The organism is Pseudomonas sp. MNR3A (genome assembly GCF_009650575.1).
GTDB classification, from domain to species: Bacteria; Pseudomonadota; Gammaproteobacteria; order Pseudomonadales; family Pseudomonadaceae; genus Aquipseudomonas; species Aquipseudomonas machongensis.
This window is the reverse complement of sequence record NZ_VZZS01000016.1, coordinates 212,150-227,429: the sequence shown is the minus strand read 5'-3', so window position 1 is coordinate 227,429 and position 15,280 is coordinate 212,150. Positions and strand designations below refer to the sequence as shown.

Here is a 15,280-nt window from a genome sequence, read left to right as displayed (position 1 = left end):
ATGATCTTCAGGAGTTGCCATGGATTCGGAAACCCTGCCAGCCAACGTGCTCATGCCACTTGGTGCCTTTGCCGGGAGCATTGTTCTTGGCTGCCGATGAACAGGCGCGAAAGGGCGCCACACAAGTCATACATCTGGTTTCGCCGTCACCCTCGGTCGAGGTGCGCGCTGAACATATTCTCCACTTCGATTGGGGCAGCACTCCGCTGGGCCCATTGTCGCAGTGGCCTCCCTCGCTACGTATCGCGGTGGATATCATGCTTTTGTCGCCCTTTCCCTGCGCACTGGCCTGGGGCAAGGAACTGACTCTGATTCCCAGCCAGAGCTACCTGGCGTTGCTGGCTGACGACCAGCGCCAGGTAGGGGAACGTTTTGATCAGCTGTGGCATGTTGAATGGGAGCGAATGGGCCCACGGGTCTTCCAGGCGCTGGAGGGGAGGGCCAGTTTTGTCGACGAGTCGCCCATCCAGGTGCGTTATCGTGAGAGCGGTGAACATGCCTGGTTCGCGTTCGGTTACGCCCCCGTGCGCGATGAGGAAGGTACGGTTGCCGGGTTTTTGCACACCGCGATCGATACCACTGCCAGCTTGGAGCAAATCCGCCAGTGGCGTGAACTGGCGCAGAGCTTCGAGCAACAGGTCGGGTGTCATCTACCCAACAGTGATCCTCTCTGGCGCCTGTCACGGGATGCGATGATCATCGTCAGCCGCGATCTCGAACTGCTGGCCGCGAACGACGCATGGCATCGGGTGCTGGGATGGGAACAGCAGTCACTGAACGCGATTGCGCTCGTCGATCTTGTGCATCCCGCTGATCGTGCGGAGGTCCGCCTGGCGATCAATGATCTGCTGCTGGGCAAGGTGATCGAACAGGTGGAGTCGCGGGTCAGGCACAAGGATGGGTACTACCGTTGGATGAGTTGGAGTGCGCGGCCCGAGGGCGACGTGCTGATTGCAGTAGGGCGGGATATTACCGAGGAGCGCACCACGATCTTGCGCGAGGCCCAAAGCCTGCTGCGTGATAGGCAGCGAATGGAAACCGTTGGCCAATTGGCGGGCGGCATGGCGCATGAGATGAACAATCTATTGGCGGGCATTGGCGGTAGCCTCGAGTTGCTCCAGCGTCGCTTGGGCCAGGGACGCTTGGAGCGCATCGATGAGTACGTCCATGTGGCGCGCGAGTCGGTACAGCGTGCGATGGCGCTGACCCATCGGTTGCTGGCATTTTCCAGCAGCCAACCATTGCAACCGCGACTACTCGATGTGAACGGCCTGTTGCAAGATCTTGAGCCATTGATCCATCAGGCTCTCGGGCCAGAATTCGCATTGAACTGGCAACTGGACGTAGCGCCCTGGCCAGTGCAGGTCGATCCTGGGCAGTTGGAGGTTGCGATTCTCAACCTGTGCAGCAATGCCCAGGATGCGGTGGTTGAAAGGGGTTGCTTGACTATTCGGACGGCCAACGAACGATTTGAGAATGGGGTGGAACACGATGAGAGCATCCCTGCCGGGGATTATGTCGCCATTCACGTCCAGGATGATGGGCAGGGCATGCCCGCAGACGCGGTGAGCCGTGCTTTCGAGCCGTTCTTCACCACCAAGCCCAAAGGTCGTGGCGCCGGGCTTGGGCTGCCGATGATCTACGGATTTGCTCGCCAGTCTGGGGGTTATGTGTGGATCGAATCGACGCCAGGGAAGGGTACTCAGGTCACACTCCTGTTCCCGCGCCACCCAGGCGAGTTGCCTGTAGTCAATGAAGAGGGAGAGGTGCCTGCGTTGAAGCAGGGCAGGACTGAGCGAATACTGTTGGTCGACGACGAGGGGAATTTACGGTCATTGATGAAGGAGGTGCTGGTAGAGCATGGTTTTGACGTCATCGAAGCCAGTGATTCCGGTATGGCGCTGGAGCACTATCGTGAGAGTGGTGTATTCGATCTGGTTATCACCGATATCGGTTTGCCAGGTGGTATGAGCGGACGCCAGGTGGGCAAGACGATTCGCCAGGCCAAACCCCTTCAGAAAATCCTGTTCATTACCGGATACACCGCGCAGCCTCTCGAACGCAGCCTTCTCGACCAGCCAGGCACCGCACTCATGCTCAAGCCGTTCTCGCTGGAAAGCCTCGCGGTCCAGGTTCAGCGGATGCTCGAGCCCTGACGGCGATCATGCTTCGCCGAGCATCTGTGCCACGCGCTGGCTCAGCTGGTTCAGCTCGAAGGGTTTGCAGATCAATTGCATGCCAGGGGCGAGGAAGCCTTCGCGGGACATGGCCGTTTCCGCGTAACCGGTAATGAACAGGACAGGCAGGTTCGGTCGTAGTGTGCGAGCAATCTCGGCCAGCTGTCGACCATTCATGCCTGGCAATCCGACATCGCTGATAAGCAGTGCGATGGGCTGTGGGGAACGCAGAAGGTGCAGCGCCTGCGTAGCGTTGCAGGCGCTTTGGCAGGGGAAGCCGTCATCACACAGAGCCTGGCAGAGCAGCTCGCGCACTTCGCGATCGTCCTCGACGATCAACACCTCGCGGCAGTTCCCTGCCGTCGGCGTACTTGCAGCCTCCAAGGCCTGCGGCGGGATGCCCAGGCAGCGCGGCAGGTAGAGATCCACCCGCGTGCCCCGGCCAATCTGGCTGTCCACCGTAACATGGCCGTGGGACTGTTTGCTGAACCCATAGACCATCGACAAGCCCAGGCCTATGCCCTGGCCCACGGGCTTGGTACTGAAAAAGGGTTCGAAGGCATGTTCCAGGGTGCCTTGCGACATGCCCTGGCCAGTGTCGCTGATGGTCAGTTGCAGGTAGTCGCCGCTGCTCAAGCCAGCATCTTGGAACTGTGCAGCGTCGATGTGCTGGTTGCTGGCTTCGATAGACAGCCGCCCCCCGCTGGGCATGGCTTCCCGGGCGTTGAGCAGCAGGTTGTTCAACGATTCGCGTAACTGCTTGTCGTCTGCCTCGACTGGCCAGAGTTCATCCGACACGCGCAAGGACAGTTTCACCGAACTGCCCAATATAGCCTGCAACCGTGCAGGCTGGAGCAGGGCATGCAGGTCCACCGCCTGGCTCTGCAGCGATTGACGGGAAGAAAAGGCCAGCAGCCTGTGAGTCAGCGTCGCCCCGCGGGCTACGGCGTCTTGCCCCATGCGCAGGACTTTGTCGAGCCCTTCGGTGCGTCCTTGCTGCAGACGCCTGTCGATCAATTCGAAGCTACCGCCGATGCTGGTCAGCAGATTGTTGAAGTCATGGGCAACGCCGCCGGCCAACTGGCCAATAGCTTCCATCTTGCGAGTCTGGTGTCGGACCTGGTCGCCAGTCTGTAGGCTTTCCAGGCGCTGGTGCAGCGCGCTCAACGCGTTGCGCGCCATGTACTGTCGACGCCGAGCGCGCAGAGCTTGGTTCGTAGCGCCCAAAAGTTGCTGTTCGTCGAACGGGTAACTCAGGTACGACAGATTACCCAACCCTTGCAACATCGACACATTAACGGTCGTCGCATGGGTGTTGAGCAGCAATACCGGCAGGTCGGACCATTCGGGTTGACCCTCGATGAACAGGTGCAGGGGTGACTGCGGGTTGTCGGACAAAGCCTGCGAGTCGACGATTACCACGGCAACACCCTCTGCCAGCCATAGGCCAAAGCGCTGCTTGTCGCTTGTACACAGGCATGCGATACCGCTGCCAGACAACAGGTTGGCGACGGTCGCTGCAACCTGCTCGGGTGCGAGGATCAGGGTGCGTTCGTCCAACGACAACGAACCGGACAAGACGAATCTCCCAGGGCAGTGGCCTGGCCGGAAATGGCCGTGCGTTCAGCGTGCTACTACCCACTGGACCACCAGCGTTCCGCCGAGGTTCAAACCGGTTCTACAAACCTTGTTGCAAATAGGGATCGTCTGGGTTCTGTCGCTCAAGTTCGGCGAGCAAGACTTGTACATTCTGTAACTGCCCGGTTTCCTTCCAGTAGCGAATCAGCAGTACCCGAGCTCGACGATTGGCGGGCTGGCGGTCGAGCAGGGTTTCCAGCTGTTTTTGTGCTGCTTCGACCTGTTCAAGGTCATGCAGGGTGACGGCCAACGTGTAGCGGTAGTCGGCATTGTCCGGCTCGAGTTCCACGGCTCGGGAAAAAGCCAGCAAGGCGTATTCCTGTTGCTCATGGCGGGTGAGCCACAGGCCCAGTTCATATTGCAGAAACGCAGAGTCCGGGCGCAGCGCCAGGGCTTTGCCCAGCACCTCGCGGGAGGCGTCGTGCTGGCCTTGGCGCTCCAGCAGGCGTACCCGCGTTGCAAGCGCTTGCAGATCCTGCGGTGCCAGAGCAAGGCTGCGCTGAAGCGCCGCTTCGGCCTGTGGGTAATCCTGTTCGTGAAGGTACAGCCGCGCCAGGTGGACTTGTGCCTCGGCATCGTCGGGTCGCTGTTCGAGTGCTTGTTGGTATTGCTCCAAGGCCGCCTGCAGCGGTCGGAAATACAGGCCGATGGCATCGGGGTCCAGGCCCAGCAATGCATCCACCACGGCAAACCGTACGTTCTGGTCGTCATCCTCGAGCAAAGGGCCGAGGACCAGACTGCGTTGGGCTGGTGGCAGCAGGCGCCGGATGCTGGTGATCGCCGCGCGGCGTACAAGGGGATCACCGTGGTCGAGGTCCTGCTGGGCCAGTTTCAGCGCCTGGGGGGAGGGGTAGTGAGGGAGTTCGGCGTAGAGCGCAGCGCGCCGGATCGGCGGCAGGTCCTTGCGTTGCAACTGTTGGTAGAGCACCCGGGCTGCCCCCGGAAGACCTTCGTGCGCCTGGCGCAGTGCCTTGGCATAGCTCTGCGGCGGCAGGCTGGAGGGCACCGGTTTCGGCGCGCGCCACAAATAACCGATCACCCCTGGGATCGCCAGGATGAGCAGCAGTGCGATCAGGTAGCGGCTACGTTTGGGCATTAGTGGTACCGGGGTCAGGAAGGGCTGAGCTTGGGGCAGCCGGCGGCTAAATGCAACGGGGCCGGGCAAGCCTTCGGATTGGAAGGTGCAGGGAAGGATTGTCCTGCATATGAGACAAATAAAGCTATTTTGTCCGCCTAATGCATCATTGTGTTCATCGGTAGAATATTTGCCAGCCAAGAGAGGAGATATCTCGTGAAAAAGATTCTGGGTATTCACCGTAGTCCTCACGCCCATTGGGTTGGGGATGGTTTCCCCGTGCGCAGTCTGTTCACTTACGATCAACTGGCACGCCATATCAGCCCGTTCCTGATGCTGGACTACGCTGGCCCTCACACGTTCCCGCCGACCAACGCCCGTCGCGGAGTAGGCCAGCACCCGCATCGCGGCTTCGAGACCGTGACCATTGTCTACCAGGGAGAACTCGAACACCGAGACTCCACCGGCGCCGGCGGCTTGATCGGCCCTGGCGACGTGCAGTGGATGACCGCAGCCAATGGCATCATCCATGAAGAATTCCATTCGCCGGCCTTTGCCCGCAGCGGTGGCGTGCTTGAGATGGTGCAGCTGTGGGTCAACTTGCCTGCCCGCGACAAACTGACTCCGGCGGGTTACCAGACGCTACTGGATGCTGAGATTCCCCGAGTGGCGCTAGGCGAGGGTATCGGCAGCCTGCGGGTGATCGCAGGCGATTACCGTGGACATCGGGGACCTGCCCGGACGTTCACGTCCATGGATGTGTGGGACGTGCGTTTGCAGGCTGGGGCAACGCTGCATTTGCCGATTGCGCTGGGGCGTAATGCCGCGCTGGTTGCACTGCGCGGGTCGATACGGGTTAACGACCAGCAGGACGTCAGCCCGGCCAGCCTGGTGTTGCTGGAGCGCAATGGCGAACATGCCAGCGTGACTGCACTGGAAGACGCCACCTTGTTGTTGCTCAGTGGCGAACCGATCGATGAGCCGATCGTTGGTTATGGCCCGTTCGTGATGAACTCCCAGGCTCAAATCGCCGAAGCATTCGACGATTACCACGCAGGGCGTTTTGGGCAGATGGTGAAATCCTGAACGCACGTCATGCGGGGTATCTGGCGCTGCCACAAGCCAATTTCAGCCAGAGGCGCGCCAGCTCACCTCGCTGATGCCATAGCGCTCGGCCATGGGTCTACTGACTTTCTTGATCTTTTCTCGGCCATAGCGGCCGATTTTGCCGACGCCGGCATCGCAACTTGCCCAATGCCAGGCCTCGGCATTATCCATACGTTCGGCGCGAATGATGAACGACTTGTGCTCGCCGTGCAGCGCATAGTCGATCACGAACAGTTTTGCATCAATCATCGCTACCCGATTCCTCAGCGCAACGCGCAACACGACGGTCCATGGCTTGATGCTGTGAAATCGAGCCAGACGGTAAAGTTTGCAAAATCTTCGTTGCACACGACGAACGGTACTTTTGCTGCCGTTTGTCGCATCGCCCAGGCAACCAATCGAACGAGCCATCGCGCCATGGTTCCACTCACTAGAGTGGATAAGGCTTTTGCGCGTTGGACATTGCCTGGATGAATGGGCTGCTGGCGGGGACATGAGCACTATCAATTGGCGCTACACCTGCACAACGTGTAGTCCCATCAAAGGCAATCCGTTGAAGAGAGGGTCATGACATGTCGTTGATCGGCGTTTCGATGCTGGAGATGCGTCAGTTGATCGAGCAGGCCTGTCTGCCCGATCGGTGCGAAGTGAGTAGCCCCGATGGCGTCAGCCTGACCATTCGCCTGGGACGGGGTGAGAGCCTGGAGGATGGCTACACTCTGACAGGCATACCGCTCGATAGCCTTAACAGTTGTCGTGACCTGGTCGGTTTGGTCGGGCAGTTGCGTGGCGCGCAACGAGTGGGGCATGCACCTGACCTCAAGGTGACTACCCAGCAGGCTCTTATATAGCCTGATCCCGGGCGGCCGATCGCTTCACTGCAGCTCAAGCAGCAGATTCAAACCGCCGTCGCCGCATTTGCCGCAGTCGCGCACTACCCCCCGATAACGGCGTCCCTGCCAGACGAAGGCAACGCTATGAGCACGTTCAACCTTGTCCGGAAGTGGCGGGTGAATGTGCAAACGCAGCGCAGGGTGCCCTTGCAAATTAAGCGCGGCCAGTTGGGCATGGCATTCGACACTCTGCGCCACTGGGCCGAACAGTGTGTCGCGAACATAGTCGAGCTGCAGGCAGGAGCTGGGCGCGCGGCCGGGCATCTTCATGGCTGTTGCCAGAACGGCCGGTGATGCCGGTGATCGTGCGTACTCAAGGGCAATGACATGGCTAAGTCTCCGAAGGACGTAGGCATGTTGAGGGCGCCAGCCGGACTATGTTCCATTGGAATTTTCTACCAACGTCGAGGTTCATCATCCGACTGCTGGCGCCAGGCTGACAGACGCCGCTCCAGCCTGGCGAGCAGGGCATCGAAGAGCAGGGCGCAGCAGGTGAGAACGATGATGCCCGCCAGCACGGTGTTGACGTTGAAGGTGGCCTCGGCTTGCAGGATGAGGTAGCCAATTCCGCGTGTCGATCCCAGGTATTCACCGACCACGACCCCGACGAATGCCAGGCCGATGACGGTGTTTAGGCTGGAAAACACCCAACCCAGGGCGGCAGGCAGATAGACGATACGAATGAGTTGCCAGCGGTTGGCGCCAAGCAATCTTACGTTGGCCAACAGCGCAGGACTTACCTCGCGCACGCCCTGGTAGACATTGAAGAAGACTGCAAAGAATACCAATGTGATGCCCAGCGCGACCTTCGAGGCGATGCCCAGCCCCAACCACATCACCAACAAGGGTGCCAGCACCACCCTGGGGACCGCATTGGCAGCCTTGATGAACGGCGACAATACCCGCGCCAGCGTGGGCGTGAGCCCTAACCAGAGACCGAGTGCCAGGCCTGAGGTGAGCCCGAGCAAAAAGGCCAGGAGCGTTTCGGTCAGTGTGACCAGCAGGTGAGGGTAGAGCGTGCCGGGAAAGTTCAGCGTAGTCAGCAGATGATCTTGCCAAAACAGCTCCAGCGAACCGTTGCCCGTGCTCAGCCAGCGCCAGAGTTGCTGCAAGACTGCGTGTGGGTGACCGACAAAGAACGCCAGCTCTTCGTCGGCAGCCAGCCATGACCAGAAGGAGAACAGTGCGAGCAGGAGGGCGGCGCGTAGTAGCCAGAGGGTGGTCCACGACATGTCAGTCTCGGGCGATTGTAGTGGCGGGAGGCAGGTGCCCCAGCGTGTGCCATAGACGCTGGTACAGAGCTGCGGAGTCGGGATTCTTGCGTAGTGACATCGTGTCGCGTGGGCGCGGCAGGGATATTCGAATGTCTTCGATGCACCGGGATGCAGGTCCGGCGTTGAAAACCAGTACGCGGTCGGCGAGGGTGATGGCTTCGTCGAGATCGTGGGTGACGAACAAGACCGACTTGCGTTGTTCGTCCCACAATTCGAGCAGCAATTGCTGCATCGCTTGACGCGTTTGGGCATCCAGCGCGTCGAAGGGCTCATCCATGAGCAGCAGCGAAGTGTCGTGGATCAGCGCCTGGGCAAGGGCGACACGTTTGCGCATGCCGCCAGACAACTGGTGAGGGTAGCGATCGGGAACGTCGGTCAGCCCGACTCGCCTCAACCAACACGCGGCGTGTTGGTTGGCGTGTTGCTTGTTCACACCACGCAGTTGCAGGGGAAGGCTCACATTGTCGAGCGCTGTGCGCCACGGCAACAGCGCATCGTGTTGAAACATGTAGGAAGCGTGGTGGTTCAACCCGACCAAGGGCTTGCCATGGCAGCGGATCTGCCCGCTGTAGGCCGGTTTGAGGCCTGCGGCGAGGTCGAGCAGGGTCGACTTGCCGCAACCGGTAGGGCCCAATACGCAGACGAATTCACCTTCACGTACAGTCAGGTCGACCCGTGCCAATGCCAGCAAGTGATCGTGACGCGCTTCCACGTCGAGCATTTCCAGAGCGAGTGTGGAGGTCATGGTTGCGTGGCTTGGTCAACGAACTGATTGGTCCATGTCGCCTGGAGGTTGATCTGGCGTTGGGCCATGACCGGGTCGAAACTCTGCAACGCCTGCAAAGCGTTGCGTGCCCCCTCTGCAGGGAAGCGACCGTTCACGCTGAGGGATGGTTGGATGTTGCGAAACGCCTGGCGATAAAGCTCTGTATCACCCATCAGGTAGGGTGTCGGCACTAGGTCGGCGACTTCCGCATCCGTGGCGTCGTGCAGCCAGGTCAGCGCCTTGAGCATGGCATTGGTCAGGGCCTGAACGGTCTGTGGGTTGTTCTGGATATAGGTGCTTTTGGCATAGAGGGTGTTAGCCGGCATGGGGCCGCCGAACAGCGCCGCGGTGCCGGCGGGGGTGCGCGCATCTGCGATCAGGCGTATCGCCTGTTGTTGCTCCAGCAGGCTGATCAAGGGTTCGGCGTTGACCAGCGCATCGATCTTGCCGCTCAGCATCGCCTGTACTGCTGTCGCACCAGTGCCGACGGTGGCAAAGGCAACGTCCTCGGTGCTGAGCCCTCCTTGTGCCAGCACGCGGTTGGCGAGCATCTGGGTCGAGGAGCCGGGCGCGCTGATGCCGATGGTCTTGCCTCGCAAGTCTGCGATCGAGCTGTAGTTCGCCAGGGTTCTGGTGGAGATGCCCATGGCGAGCTGCGGGCTCTCGCTTGCCAGCACGAAGGCCTGAAGTGCCTGGCCGCGAGCCTGCAGACGCAAGGTGTGCTCGTAGGCGCCACTGACTACCTGCACGGCATCGGCCACCAGCGCCTGTGCCGCTTTGCCGCCACCAGTGAAGTCGATGACCTTCACATCGAGACCTTCATCGCGGAAATAGCCCTGTTCCAGTGCGACGGTCAGCGGCAGGTTGTAGATGACGGCCTGGCCACCGACGCCGAGGTGGACAGGGGTCAGATCAGGGGGTTGCTCTTTGGCCGTGGCAGGGGCTGCAACCAGCAGCATGAAGCAACTGAGAACAAATGCGCGCATGGCACCTCCTTGTTGGCAAGGTGCACAGGGTAGGACATCAAGGATGGGTGAGGGGCGCAGACGCTCCGAAGTGCGTGTAGGAACGCTCCTAAACCGCTTTGGCCAGGAGCGTCAGGGTTGGCGCTCGGCCACCGCTCTGAGTGTTTTCAGCGTGACCATTGGCGCATCGACCACAAAACGATTGGCCAGCCAGCCCGGTACATCACCGGCAGGATCGGCCTGCAGCCGATAGGTGACCTCGGTATCACGTTCGGCCAGCGGGTGCATGATCCACTCACCTTGCAATTGGCGCACGCGAATGAAGCCGGGGGCCTCCGGCACCTTGTCCGGGTCAGCGCCGAGCCTGCGGATCAGTGAGCCGTCGTCGAGCCGCTCGGTACGTACGCGCAGGACCATGTCCCGGGGTTGCGCCGGCCAGGGCAGCTCGGTGGTGAGGTAGACCCAGGTGCTGTCGCCATCCACTTCCAGCAGGCGCATCTGTGCGCAGGCGTACAACCACTTGCAGGCGACACGCAGGTTTTCCTGAAGATCGCTCAGGGTGCGGACACTGGCCTTGATCCGGACAACGCCGCGAAATTGCTGGTAGGGCGATCCCTGGACGTCGCCAAGATAAATGTCGATGCCGCTTTCCTGGTGCGTGAGGTGCCAGTTGTCGGCAGACAACGCAAGCGTCGGCAGGACAAGTGCGCAGAGCATGGCGAGGCGAATTCGGGAAAGGAGCTGCGGCATGTTCAGGCTCCACGCAGAGGGTCACCCTAGTATGCGCGGGAACAGGCAGAACGATCATGAAGATGATGTTGCGCCGATCAGGGCCGTGGCCGACCCGATCGGTTGATGCAGGTGGGCGCCTCAGCGCTGCGGATTGAGCGTCAGGTGCACGTGACGGTTCACGTCCTTGTACAGCAGGTAGCTGAACGGCCCTGGACCACCCGAGTAGCAGGCTTGTGGGCAGAACGCACGCAGCCACATGAAGTCACCGGCTTCCACTTCCACCCAGTCCTGGTTGAGGCGATATACCGCCTTGCCTTCGAGCACGTACAAGCCGTGTTCCATGACGTGGGTTTCAGCAAACGGAATCACGCCGCCTGGCTGGAAGGTCACGATGTTGACGTGCATGTCGTGACGCATGTCGGCCATGTCGACGAAGCGAGTGGTGACCCAGCGCCCTTCGGTGCCCGGCATCTCGATGACCGTGGCGTTATCGCGGTGCGTGACGAACGATTCGGGAACCGCCAGGCCTTCGACTTTCTGGTAGTGCTTGCGTAGCCAGTGGAAGGTGACGTTAGCCTTGCTGTTATTGCGCAGGCTCCACTCGGCCCCTGGTGCGAGGAAGGCGTAGCCACCGGGCACCAAGGTGTGGTGCTTGCCTTCGACGGTGATGTCGATCTCGCCTTCGACGACGAACACTACGGCTTCGGCATTCGGGTCCAGCTCAGGGCGTTCGCTGCCGCCTTCAGGGGCGACTTCGACGATGTACTGCGAGAAGGTTTCGGCAAAACCAGTCAGTGGGCGGGCGATGACCCACATGCGCATCTTGTCCCAGAACGGCAAGTGGCTGGTGACGATGTCACGCATCACGCCCTTGGGAATGACGGCATAGGCCTCGGTGAACATGGCACGGTCAGTCAGCAGCTCGGTTTGAGCCGGGTGCCCACCGTGGGGGGCGAAGTAGGAGTGATTCGACATGGACAGTCTCGACTTGTTGTTCTCTCCCCGTGCCGTGAACCGCACCGTCCGGTGCGGCGCAGGGGATGCACGGACAGCATAGGGGCGAGGCCCTGGCATCCACAAATTAAATGTTGGAATACCCGGTATTTGCCGGCTGAATGCTCAGCGGTCGTACGGTCAGCGATTGCTGGTCAGCCGCTGCTGGGCCGCCGCGCAACCGTTGATCTCCACCGCCTTCTGCAGAAAAACCTGACGCCGTTGCGGGTCGAGCTCGCCGAGCAGGCGGTAGACCTCCGCCTGGTAGTCGCGCTGACGCCCCCATTGCAGTTCCAGGCCTTGCGGGCGACTGCGGTTGCAAGCCAGTCGAGTGGCCGGTTGCGGATAGTAGGCGGCGTAAAGGGTCGCCATGCTCGGAATGGCTTCCAGCGCCTCGCGGTAGGCGGGAGTATGGTTGTAGGACGGGCACCAGTTAGCAATTGCTGTCGCTGGCGGGGCGAAGCCCTGGCGCAGGCTGGCTTCGAGCAAAGGGCAGGCAGCGTCGGCAATTTTCCCGGCAGGCAGGTAAGTCATGTAATACAGCGCCAGGCGGTACTGCGCTACGGGATGGCCCAAGGCAACCGACTTTTCCAGTAGCGCTACCGCCGTTGGCAATGTGCGGGCCATGGCCTGGCCCTGGCGGCTGAGCTCCGGATCATTGGTCTCGGCTGTGCGCAGTGGGCTGGGGCTGTCATCCTCGGTGTCGGCCTGCTCGAGCAATGGCAATGCCTGGCGGTAGAGAAGATCGGCATGGGGATCGATGCGAACGTCGAGCGCCTGGGCGGCAAGCGGCGTCAGCGCTGCGAACAAGCCCGAAAGGAAGACGGCTGGACTCACGAGTGGGCCTCGCAGGCTGGCGCCCAAGTGGGACGAACCAGAAGCGTTTGGGCAGCAGGGGTGTTCATGACGAATTCGCGTTTGCCTCGGGCGACCGGGAGCGGTGAAGGGCTATTCTAGCCATCCCGAGGTGCTGTCGAAAGAGGCTTTGTCGACTGTCAGACGAGCTTGAAAGGCGTGACCTTGCGGTTGGCGTACTTTTCCTGGGCCAACCCCAGCTTCGCGGTGATTACCTTGGCCAGGGCATTGTTGCCCAGGTCGTTGAAATGCAGGCGATCGATGAACAGATGTTCGTTGAACACCGGTGAGCTGCTGAGCATACCGTTCATGTCATAGCAGGGTACGCTCTGCGCCTGGCTCTTGATGCGCCGGAAGAAGGTTGAATGCAGTTCGCTGTCGTAGACACCCTCCAGCAGCCGGTCGAAGTTGCCCGGCTGACGGTCCAGCGCCGAGAGCATGGCCTGCTCGCCGACGGGCAACTGCTCGCGGCACCAGGGCAGCAGTGGCTGCAGGATGAACGTCAGGGAGGTGTGGCTGTCGGCCAGTAATCGCTCCCATTGGCACAGGGTACGGCCGATGCAATCGGCGGCGCGAAGCAGGCGCTTTTCCGGCGCTGACAGCGGCCAGGCCCAGGGCGCTGGCGCCGAACGACGGGGCGCCAGGCTTTGCCCCAGACGCTGCCAGAACGAGGCCCGTCCGGGTTTGGCCAGTTGCACGCCCTCGTTGAAGCTGTTGAGAAAACGCTGGTATGGCCGGGCCGCTTCAGGTTCCTGGTCACCTGAAAGAATTTCGCCAAGCCCTTCCTGGGCCAAGGTGTTGAGGCCGCTGAGTACCACGACATGGCCGATCTGGCCAAGGCGATGCTGGTGGCTGAGGAACATCAGCAGCTCCTGGGTGGCGTTCAGGCCGCAGCCGGCCAGGTTCAACCAGATCTCGCCAGTTAGCATCGACAGGTAGGAGGCCACGGTGTGTTCATCGGAGCTGGCGCCGATACCCAGCGCAGTAGAGCCGCCCACCAGCAGGTTGATGCGCGCCGCGCCGCCGCGCTCGGCCAGTGAAAAGCGCTTGCCGGCGCAGTGGCTGTAGCGCAGGCCCAAGGCATCGGTATTGATGGTGTCGGAGCGGTAGCCGCGCTCGTGCACGTAAAGGGTATGCGGCGCGCGGCGTCCGCCGAGCAGCAGGAAGCGCTGGTAGTCTTCTCGCAGGGGAATGGCGCTGCCCACGTCCGGGGTGATGTCGATCGGTGTCATGGGCGCTCCTGGGAATCGGGCGGGCTCAGGCGGCCAGCTCCTTGAGGTTGTAGAGCAGGCCGCCCGCGGCGATCAGCAGCAGGGCGACGCCAGAGGCCAGGCTGATCAGGCGGTTGCTGCGCTGCGAAGCGATCTTGCCGATGGCGAAGATGTAGAGGCTCAGCACCGCGAAGTCGATGGCGATCCACAGCAGCGACAGCACCACCATGCTCTTCTCGAAGGATTCAGTGACCTGGATGAACTGCGGGAAGAAGGCGATGAAGAAGATGATGTCCTTGGGGTTGGAAATGCCCACCATGAAACCTTGCAGCAGGCCGCCTCGGCCGGCGCTGCGCGGCGTTTCGACGGTTTCGGCGGTGTGCTTCGGCGGTTGCGGCTGCAGTGCTTCGCGCAACGTGCCCACGGCGATGTAGCCGATGAACAGGCAGCCCAGCAGGCTCATGCCGCTGAGCCAGGCTTTGTCGATGGCGGCGCTGGTCATGATGATCCAGGCGGCAGCACCAATCAGCACCAGTGACGCCCAGTTGGTGCCGACGGCGGTGAACAGGGCCTTGCGCGAACCGGAGGCGGCAGCGGTGTTGACGATCAGCGCCACTACCGGGCCTGGCGTGGCGATCAGCAGCAGGACGGTGAGGGCGTAGGTAGCAGTCAGTGCGGTATTCACATTCAGTTCTCGATCTGGTTTTCAGGCGTTGCAGCGGCATGGAAGGGGCAGCGCGACGGGTTGAGCGAGCCGGCTTCCTGGAGTTGGTACTGCTTCCATTCGAAGTTGTCGTCCTGGCCGAAGAACCCCAGGCTGTCGGGGATGACCCCGTCGTTGTACTGCGCAACCCGCTCACGTATCCGAGCGCGGATGCGCTGACCACTTTCGGTGCCTGCACTGGCCACCTCGTCGAAGCTTTCCCGTGGGTTGATGACGAAGGCGATGCTGTTGCCCAGGTTGCGGCTTTTCATCTGGCGATGGGCGGGAAAGCTCATGTTGATGAACAGTGGCATGCCGGCAAAGCAGAACGACCACTGAGTGTCATGCGGGTCGCGTGGCACATCCTGTGGCCAAGGCTGAGGATCGCGGGCGTGGACCTGCTGGAGGATCTTCCAGGCCAGGGCCTGCTGTTCGGCCAGCGTTGCGTCGGTGGTCGTTTCCAGAAACACCAGCAGCGGGTTGCCGATGCGCTGCTTGAGCGGGATCGGCGCGATGGTACTGACGTAGTCGGCGAGACCGCGGGCGATATCATTGGCCGGATCATCGGCGCGGGCGAAAATGATGTGGCAGGTGGCGGCAGCGACTGCCTTGCGTCCGAAGAGGCAGGGAAAGCCGGGGTTGCCGAGGATTTCCTTGAAGTGCTCTATGGTCTTGTACGTCCAATGCTGCCTGTTCCGAACATGTTCATCGGCCAGCTCTAGCGCATCCAGGCGATAGCAGTTTCCATAACCCGTAAACATGGTTTCCCCAGGAAGTTTCTATAAGGTGGTTTTTCTGCCTTATCGCGGCGTGTTGGTTAGCTGTAATTGTTATTTAACGGCATTTTCGAAGAACCTCCCAAGGTTGTAAAACGCCTGGAACTATGACCTA

At 61.1% G+C, this 15,280-nt stretch carries 16 protein-coding genes; 3 read left to right on the top strand and 13 right to left on the bottom strand.

The window, feature by feature from the left end; genetic code table 11:
- Positions 1-86 precede the first annotated feature (86 nt).
- Positions 87-2,156, top strand: a complete 2,070-nt coding sequence (locus F6X62_RS12655) for a PAS domain-containing sensor histidine kinase (RefSeq protein ID WP_153773711.1) — start codon at positions 87-89, stop codon at positions 2,154-2,156.
- 6 nt (positions 2,157-2,162) lie between these two features.
- Here the strand turns inward: F6X62_RS12655 and F6X62_RS12650 are convergent, their stop codons facing one another.
- Together F6X62_RS12650 and F6X62_RS12645 are read right to left on the bottom strand one after the other, a co-directional pair.
- On the bottom strand, positions 2,163-3,755 hold the full coding sequence (locus F6X62_RS12650) for a response regulator (RefSeq protein ID WP_153773710.1): 1,593 nt from the start codon (positions 3,753-3,755) through the stop codon (positions 2,163-2,165).
- A 100-nt stretch (positions 3,756-3,855) separates the two neighbouring features.
- Positions 3,856-4,911: a HEAT repeat domain-containing protein gene (locus tag F6X62_RS12645; protein WP_153773709.1), complete on the bottom strand. Its 1,056-nt coding sequence runs from the start codon at positions 4,909-4,911 to the stop codon at positions 3,856-3,858.
- A gap of 195 nt (positions 4,912-5,106) precedes the next feature.
- Here F6X62_RS12645 and F6X62_RS12640 point away from each other — a divergent pair, with 195 nt between their 5' ends.
- Complete coding sequence (locus F6X62_RS12640; RefSeq protein WP_153773708.1) at positions 5,107-5,976, top strand: pirin family protein; 870 nt, start codon at positions 5,107-5,109, stop codon at positions 5,974-5,976.
- Positions 5,977-6,018: 42 nt separating this feature from the next.
- Here the strand turns inward: F6X62_RS12640 and F6X62_RS25515 are convergent, their stop codons facing one another.
- Entirely contained in the window at positions 6,019-6,246 is a 228-nt protein-coding gene (locus F6X62_RS25515; protein ID WP_054890681.1) for a DUF6555 family protein, read from the bottom strand.
- Between the two features lie 323 nt (positions 6,247-6,569).
- On the opposite strand from F6X62_RS25515, the gene F6X62_RS12630 reads away from it, so the two are divergent.
- On the top strand, positions 6,570-6,848 hold the full coding sequence (locus F6X62_RS12630) for a DUF1652 domain-containing protein (RefSeq protein WP_153773707.1): 279 nt from the start codon (positions 6,570-6,572) through the stop codon (positions 6,846-6,848).
- 24 nt (positions 6,849-6,872) lie between these two features.
- Here F6X62_RS12630 and F6X62_RS12625 read toward each other — a convergent pair whose 3' ends face one another.
- From F6X62_RS12625 to F6X62_RS12580, 10 genes are all read right to left on the bottom strand, one after another.
- Positions 6,873-7,160: a hypothetical protein gene (locus F6X62_RS12625; RefSeq protein ID WP_063544989.1), complete on the bottom strand. Its 288-nt coding sequence runs from the start codon at positions 7,158-7,160 to the stop codon at positions 6,873-6,875.
- A gap of 125 nt (positions 7,161-7,285) precedes the next feature.
- Positions 7,286-8,122, bottom strand: a complete 837-nt coding sequence (locus F6X62_RS12620) for an ABC transporter permease (protein ID WP_153773706.1) — start codon at positions 8,120-8,122, stop codon at positions 7,286-7,288.
- Position 8,123: 1 nt separating this feature from the next.
- Positions 8,124-8,909, bottom strand: coding sequence for an ABC transporter ATP-binding protein (locus tag F6X62_RS12615; protein ID WP_218572552.1), 786 nt, complete (start codon positions 8,907-8,909; stop codon positions 8,124-8,126).
- Positions 8,906-9,916, bottom strand: a complete 1,011-nt coding sequence (locus F6X62_RS12610) for an ABC transporter substrate-binding protein (RefSeq protein ID WP_153773705.1) — start codon at positions 9,914-9,916, stop codon at positions 8,906-8,908. Before F6X62_RS12610 ends, F6X62_RS12615 begins: the two co-directional genes overlap by 4 nt.
- A 111-nt stretch (positions 9,917-10,027) precedes the next feature.
- Positions 10,028-10,645, bottom strand: coding sequence for an START domain-containing protein (locus F6X62_RS12605; RefSeq protein WP_153773704.1), 618 nt, complete (start codon positions 10,643-10,645; stop codon positions 10,028-10,030).
- Positions 10,646-10,765: 120 nt separating this feature from the next.
- A complete protein-coding gene (locus tag F6X62_RS12600) occupies positions 10,766-11,602 on the bottom strand; it encodes a bifunctional allantoicase/(S)-ureidoglycine aminohydrolase (RefSeq protein WP_054890674.1) in 837 nt (278 codons plus the stop codon).
- A 159-nt stretch (positions 11,603-11,761) separates the two neighbouring features.
- The gene (locus F6X62_RS12595; protein WP_153773703.1) at positions 11,762-12,457 is read right to left on the bottom strand and encodes a sel1 repeat family protein; all 696 of its coding nucleotides are present in this window, start codon (positions 12,455-12,457) and stop codon (positions 11,762-11,764) included.
- Positions 12,458-12,615: 158 nt separating this feature from the next.
- A complete protein-coding gene (locus tag F6X62_RS12590) occupies positions 12,616-13,707 on the bottom strand; it encodes a hypothetical protein (protein ID WP_054890673.1) in 1,092 nt (363 codons plus the stop codon).
- 25 nt (positions 13,708-13,732) lie between these two features.
- Entirely contained in the window at positions 13,733-14,371 is a 639-nt protein-coding gene (locus F6X62_RS12585) for a LysE family translocator (RefSeq protein ID WP_153773702.1), read from the bottom strand.
- A 2-nt stretch (positions 14,372-14,373) separates the two neighbouring features.
- Positions 14,374-15,150, bottom strand: coding sequence for a YqcI/YcgG family protein (locus F6X62_RS12580; RefSeq protein ID WP_063544981.1), 777 nt, complete (start codon positions 15,148-15,150; stop codon positions 14,374-14,376).
- Positions 15,151-15,280 lie beyond the last annotated feature (130 nt).

Bases quoted from the DNA above. Each gene is read 5' to 3' on its own strand.
- F6X62_RS12645 (WP_153773709.1), bottom strand. From the start codon at position 4,911: ATGCCCAAACGTAGCCGCTACCTGATCGCACTGCTGCTCATCCTGGCG.
- F6X62_RS25515 (WP_054890681.1), bottom strand. From the start codon at position 6,246: ATGATTGATGCAAAACTGTTCGTGATCGACTATGCGCTGCACGGCGAG.
- F6X62_RS12630 (WP_153773707.1), top strand. From the start codon at position 6,570: ATGTCGTTGATCGGCGTTTCGATGCTGGAGATGCGTCAGTTGATCGAG.
- F6X62_RS12625 (WP_063544989.1), bottom strand. From the start codon at position 7,160: ATGAAGATGCCCGGCCGCGCGCCCAGCTCCTGCCTGCAGCTCGACTAT.
- F6X62_RS12620 (WP_153773706.1), bottom strand. From the start codon at position 8,122: ATGTCGTGGACCACCCTCTGGCTACTACGCGCCGCCCTCCTGCTCGCA.
- F6X62_RS12615 (WP_218572552.1), bottom strand. From the start codon at position 8,909: ATGACCTCCACACTCGCTCTGGAAATGCTCGACGTGGAAGCGCGTCAC.
- F6X62_RS12610 (WP_153773705.1), bottom strand. From the start codon at position 9,916: ATGCGCGCATTTGTTCTCAGTTGCTTCATGCTGCTGGTTGCAGCCCCT.
- F6X62_RS12605 (WP_153773704.1), bottom strand. From the start codon at position 10,645: ATGCCGCAGCTCCTTTCCCGAATTCGCCTCGCCATGCTCTGCGCACTT.
- F6X62_RS12600 (WP_054890674.1), bottom strand. From the start codon at position 11,602: ATGTCGAATCACTCCTACTTCGCCCCCCACGGTGGGCACCCGGCTCAA.
- F6X62_RS12590 (WP_054890673.1), bottom strand. From the start codon at position 13,707: ATGACACCGATCGACATCACCCCGGACGTGGGCAGCGCCATTCCCCTG.
- F6X62_RS12580 (WP_063544981.1), bottom strand. From the start codon at position 15,150: ATGTTTACGGGTTATGGAAACTGCTATCGCCTGGATGCGCTAGAGCTG.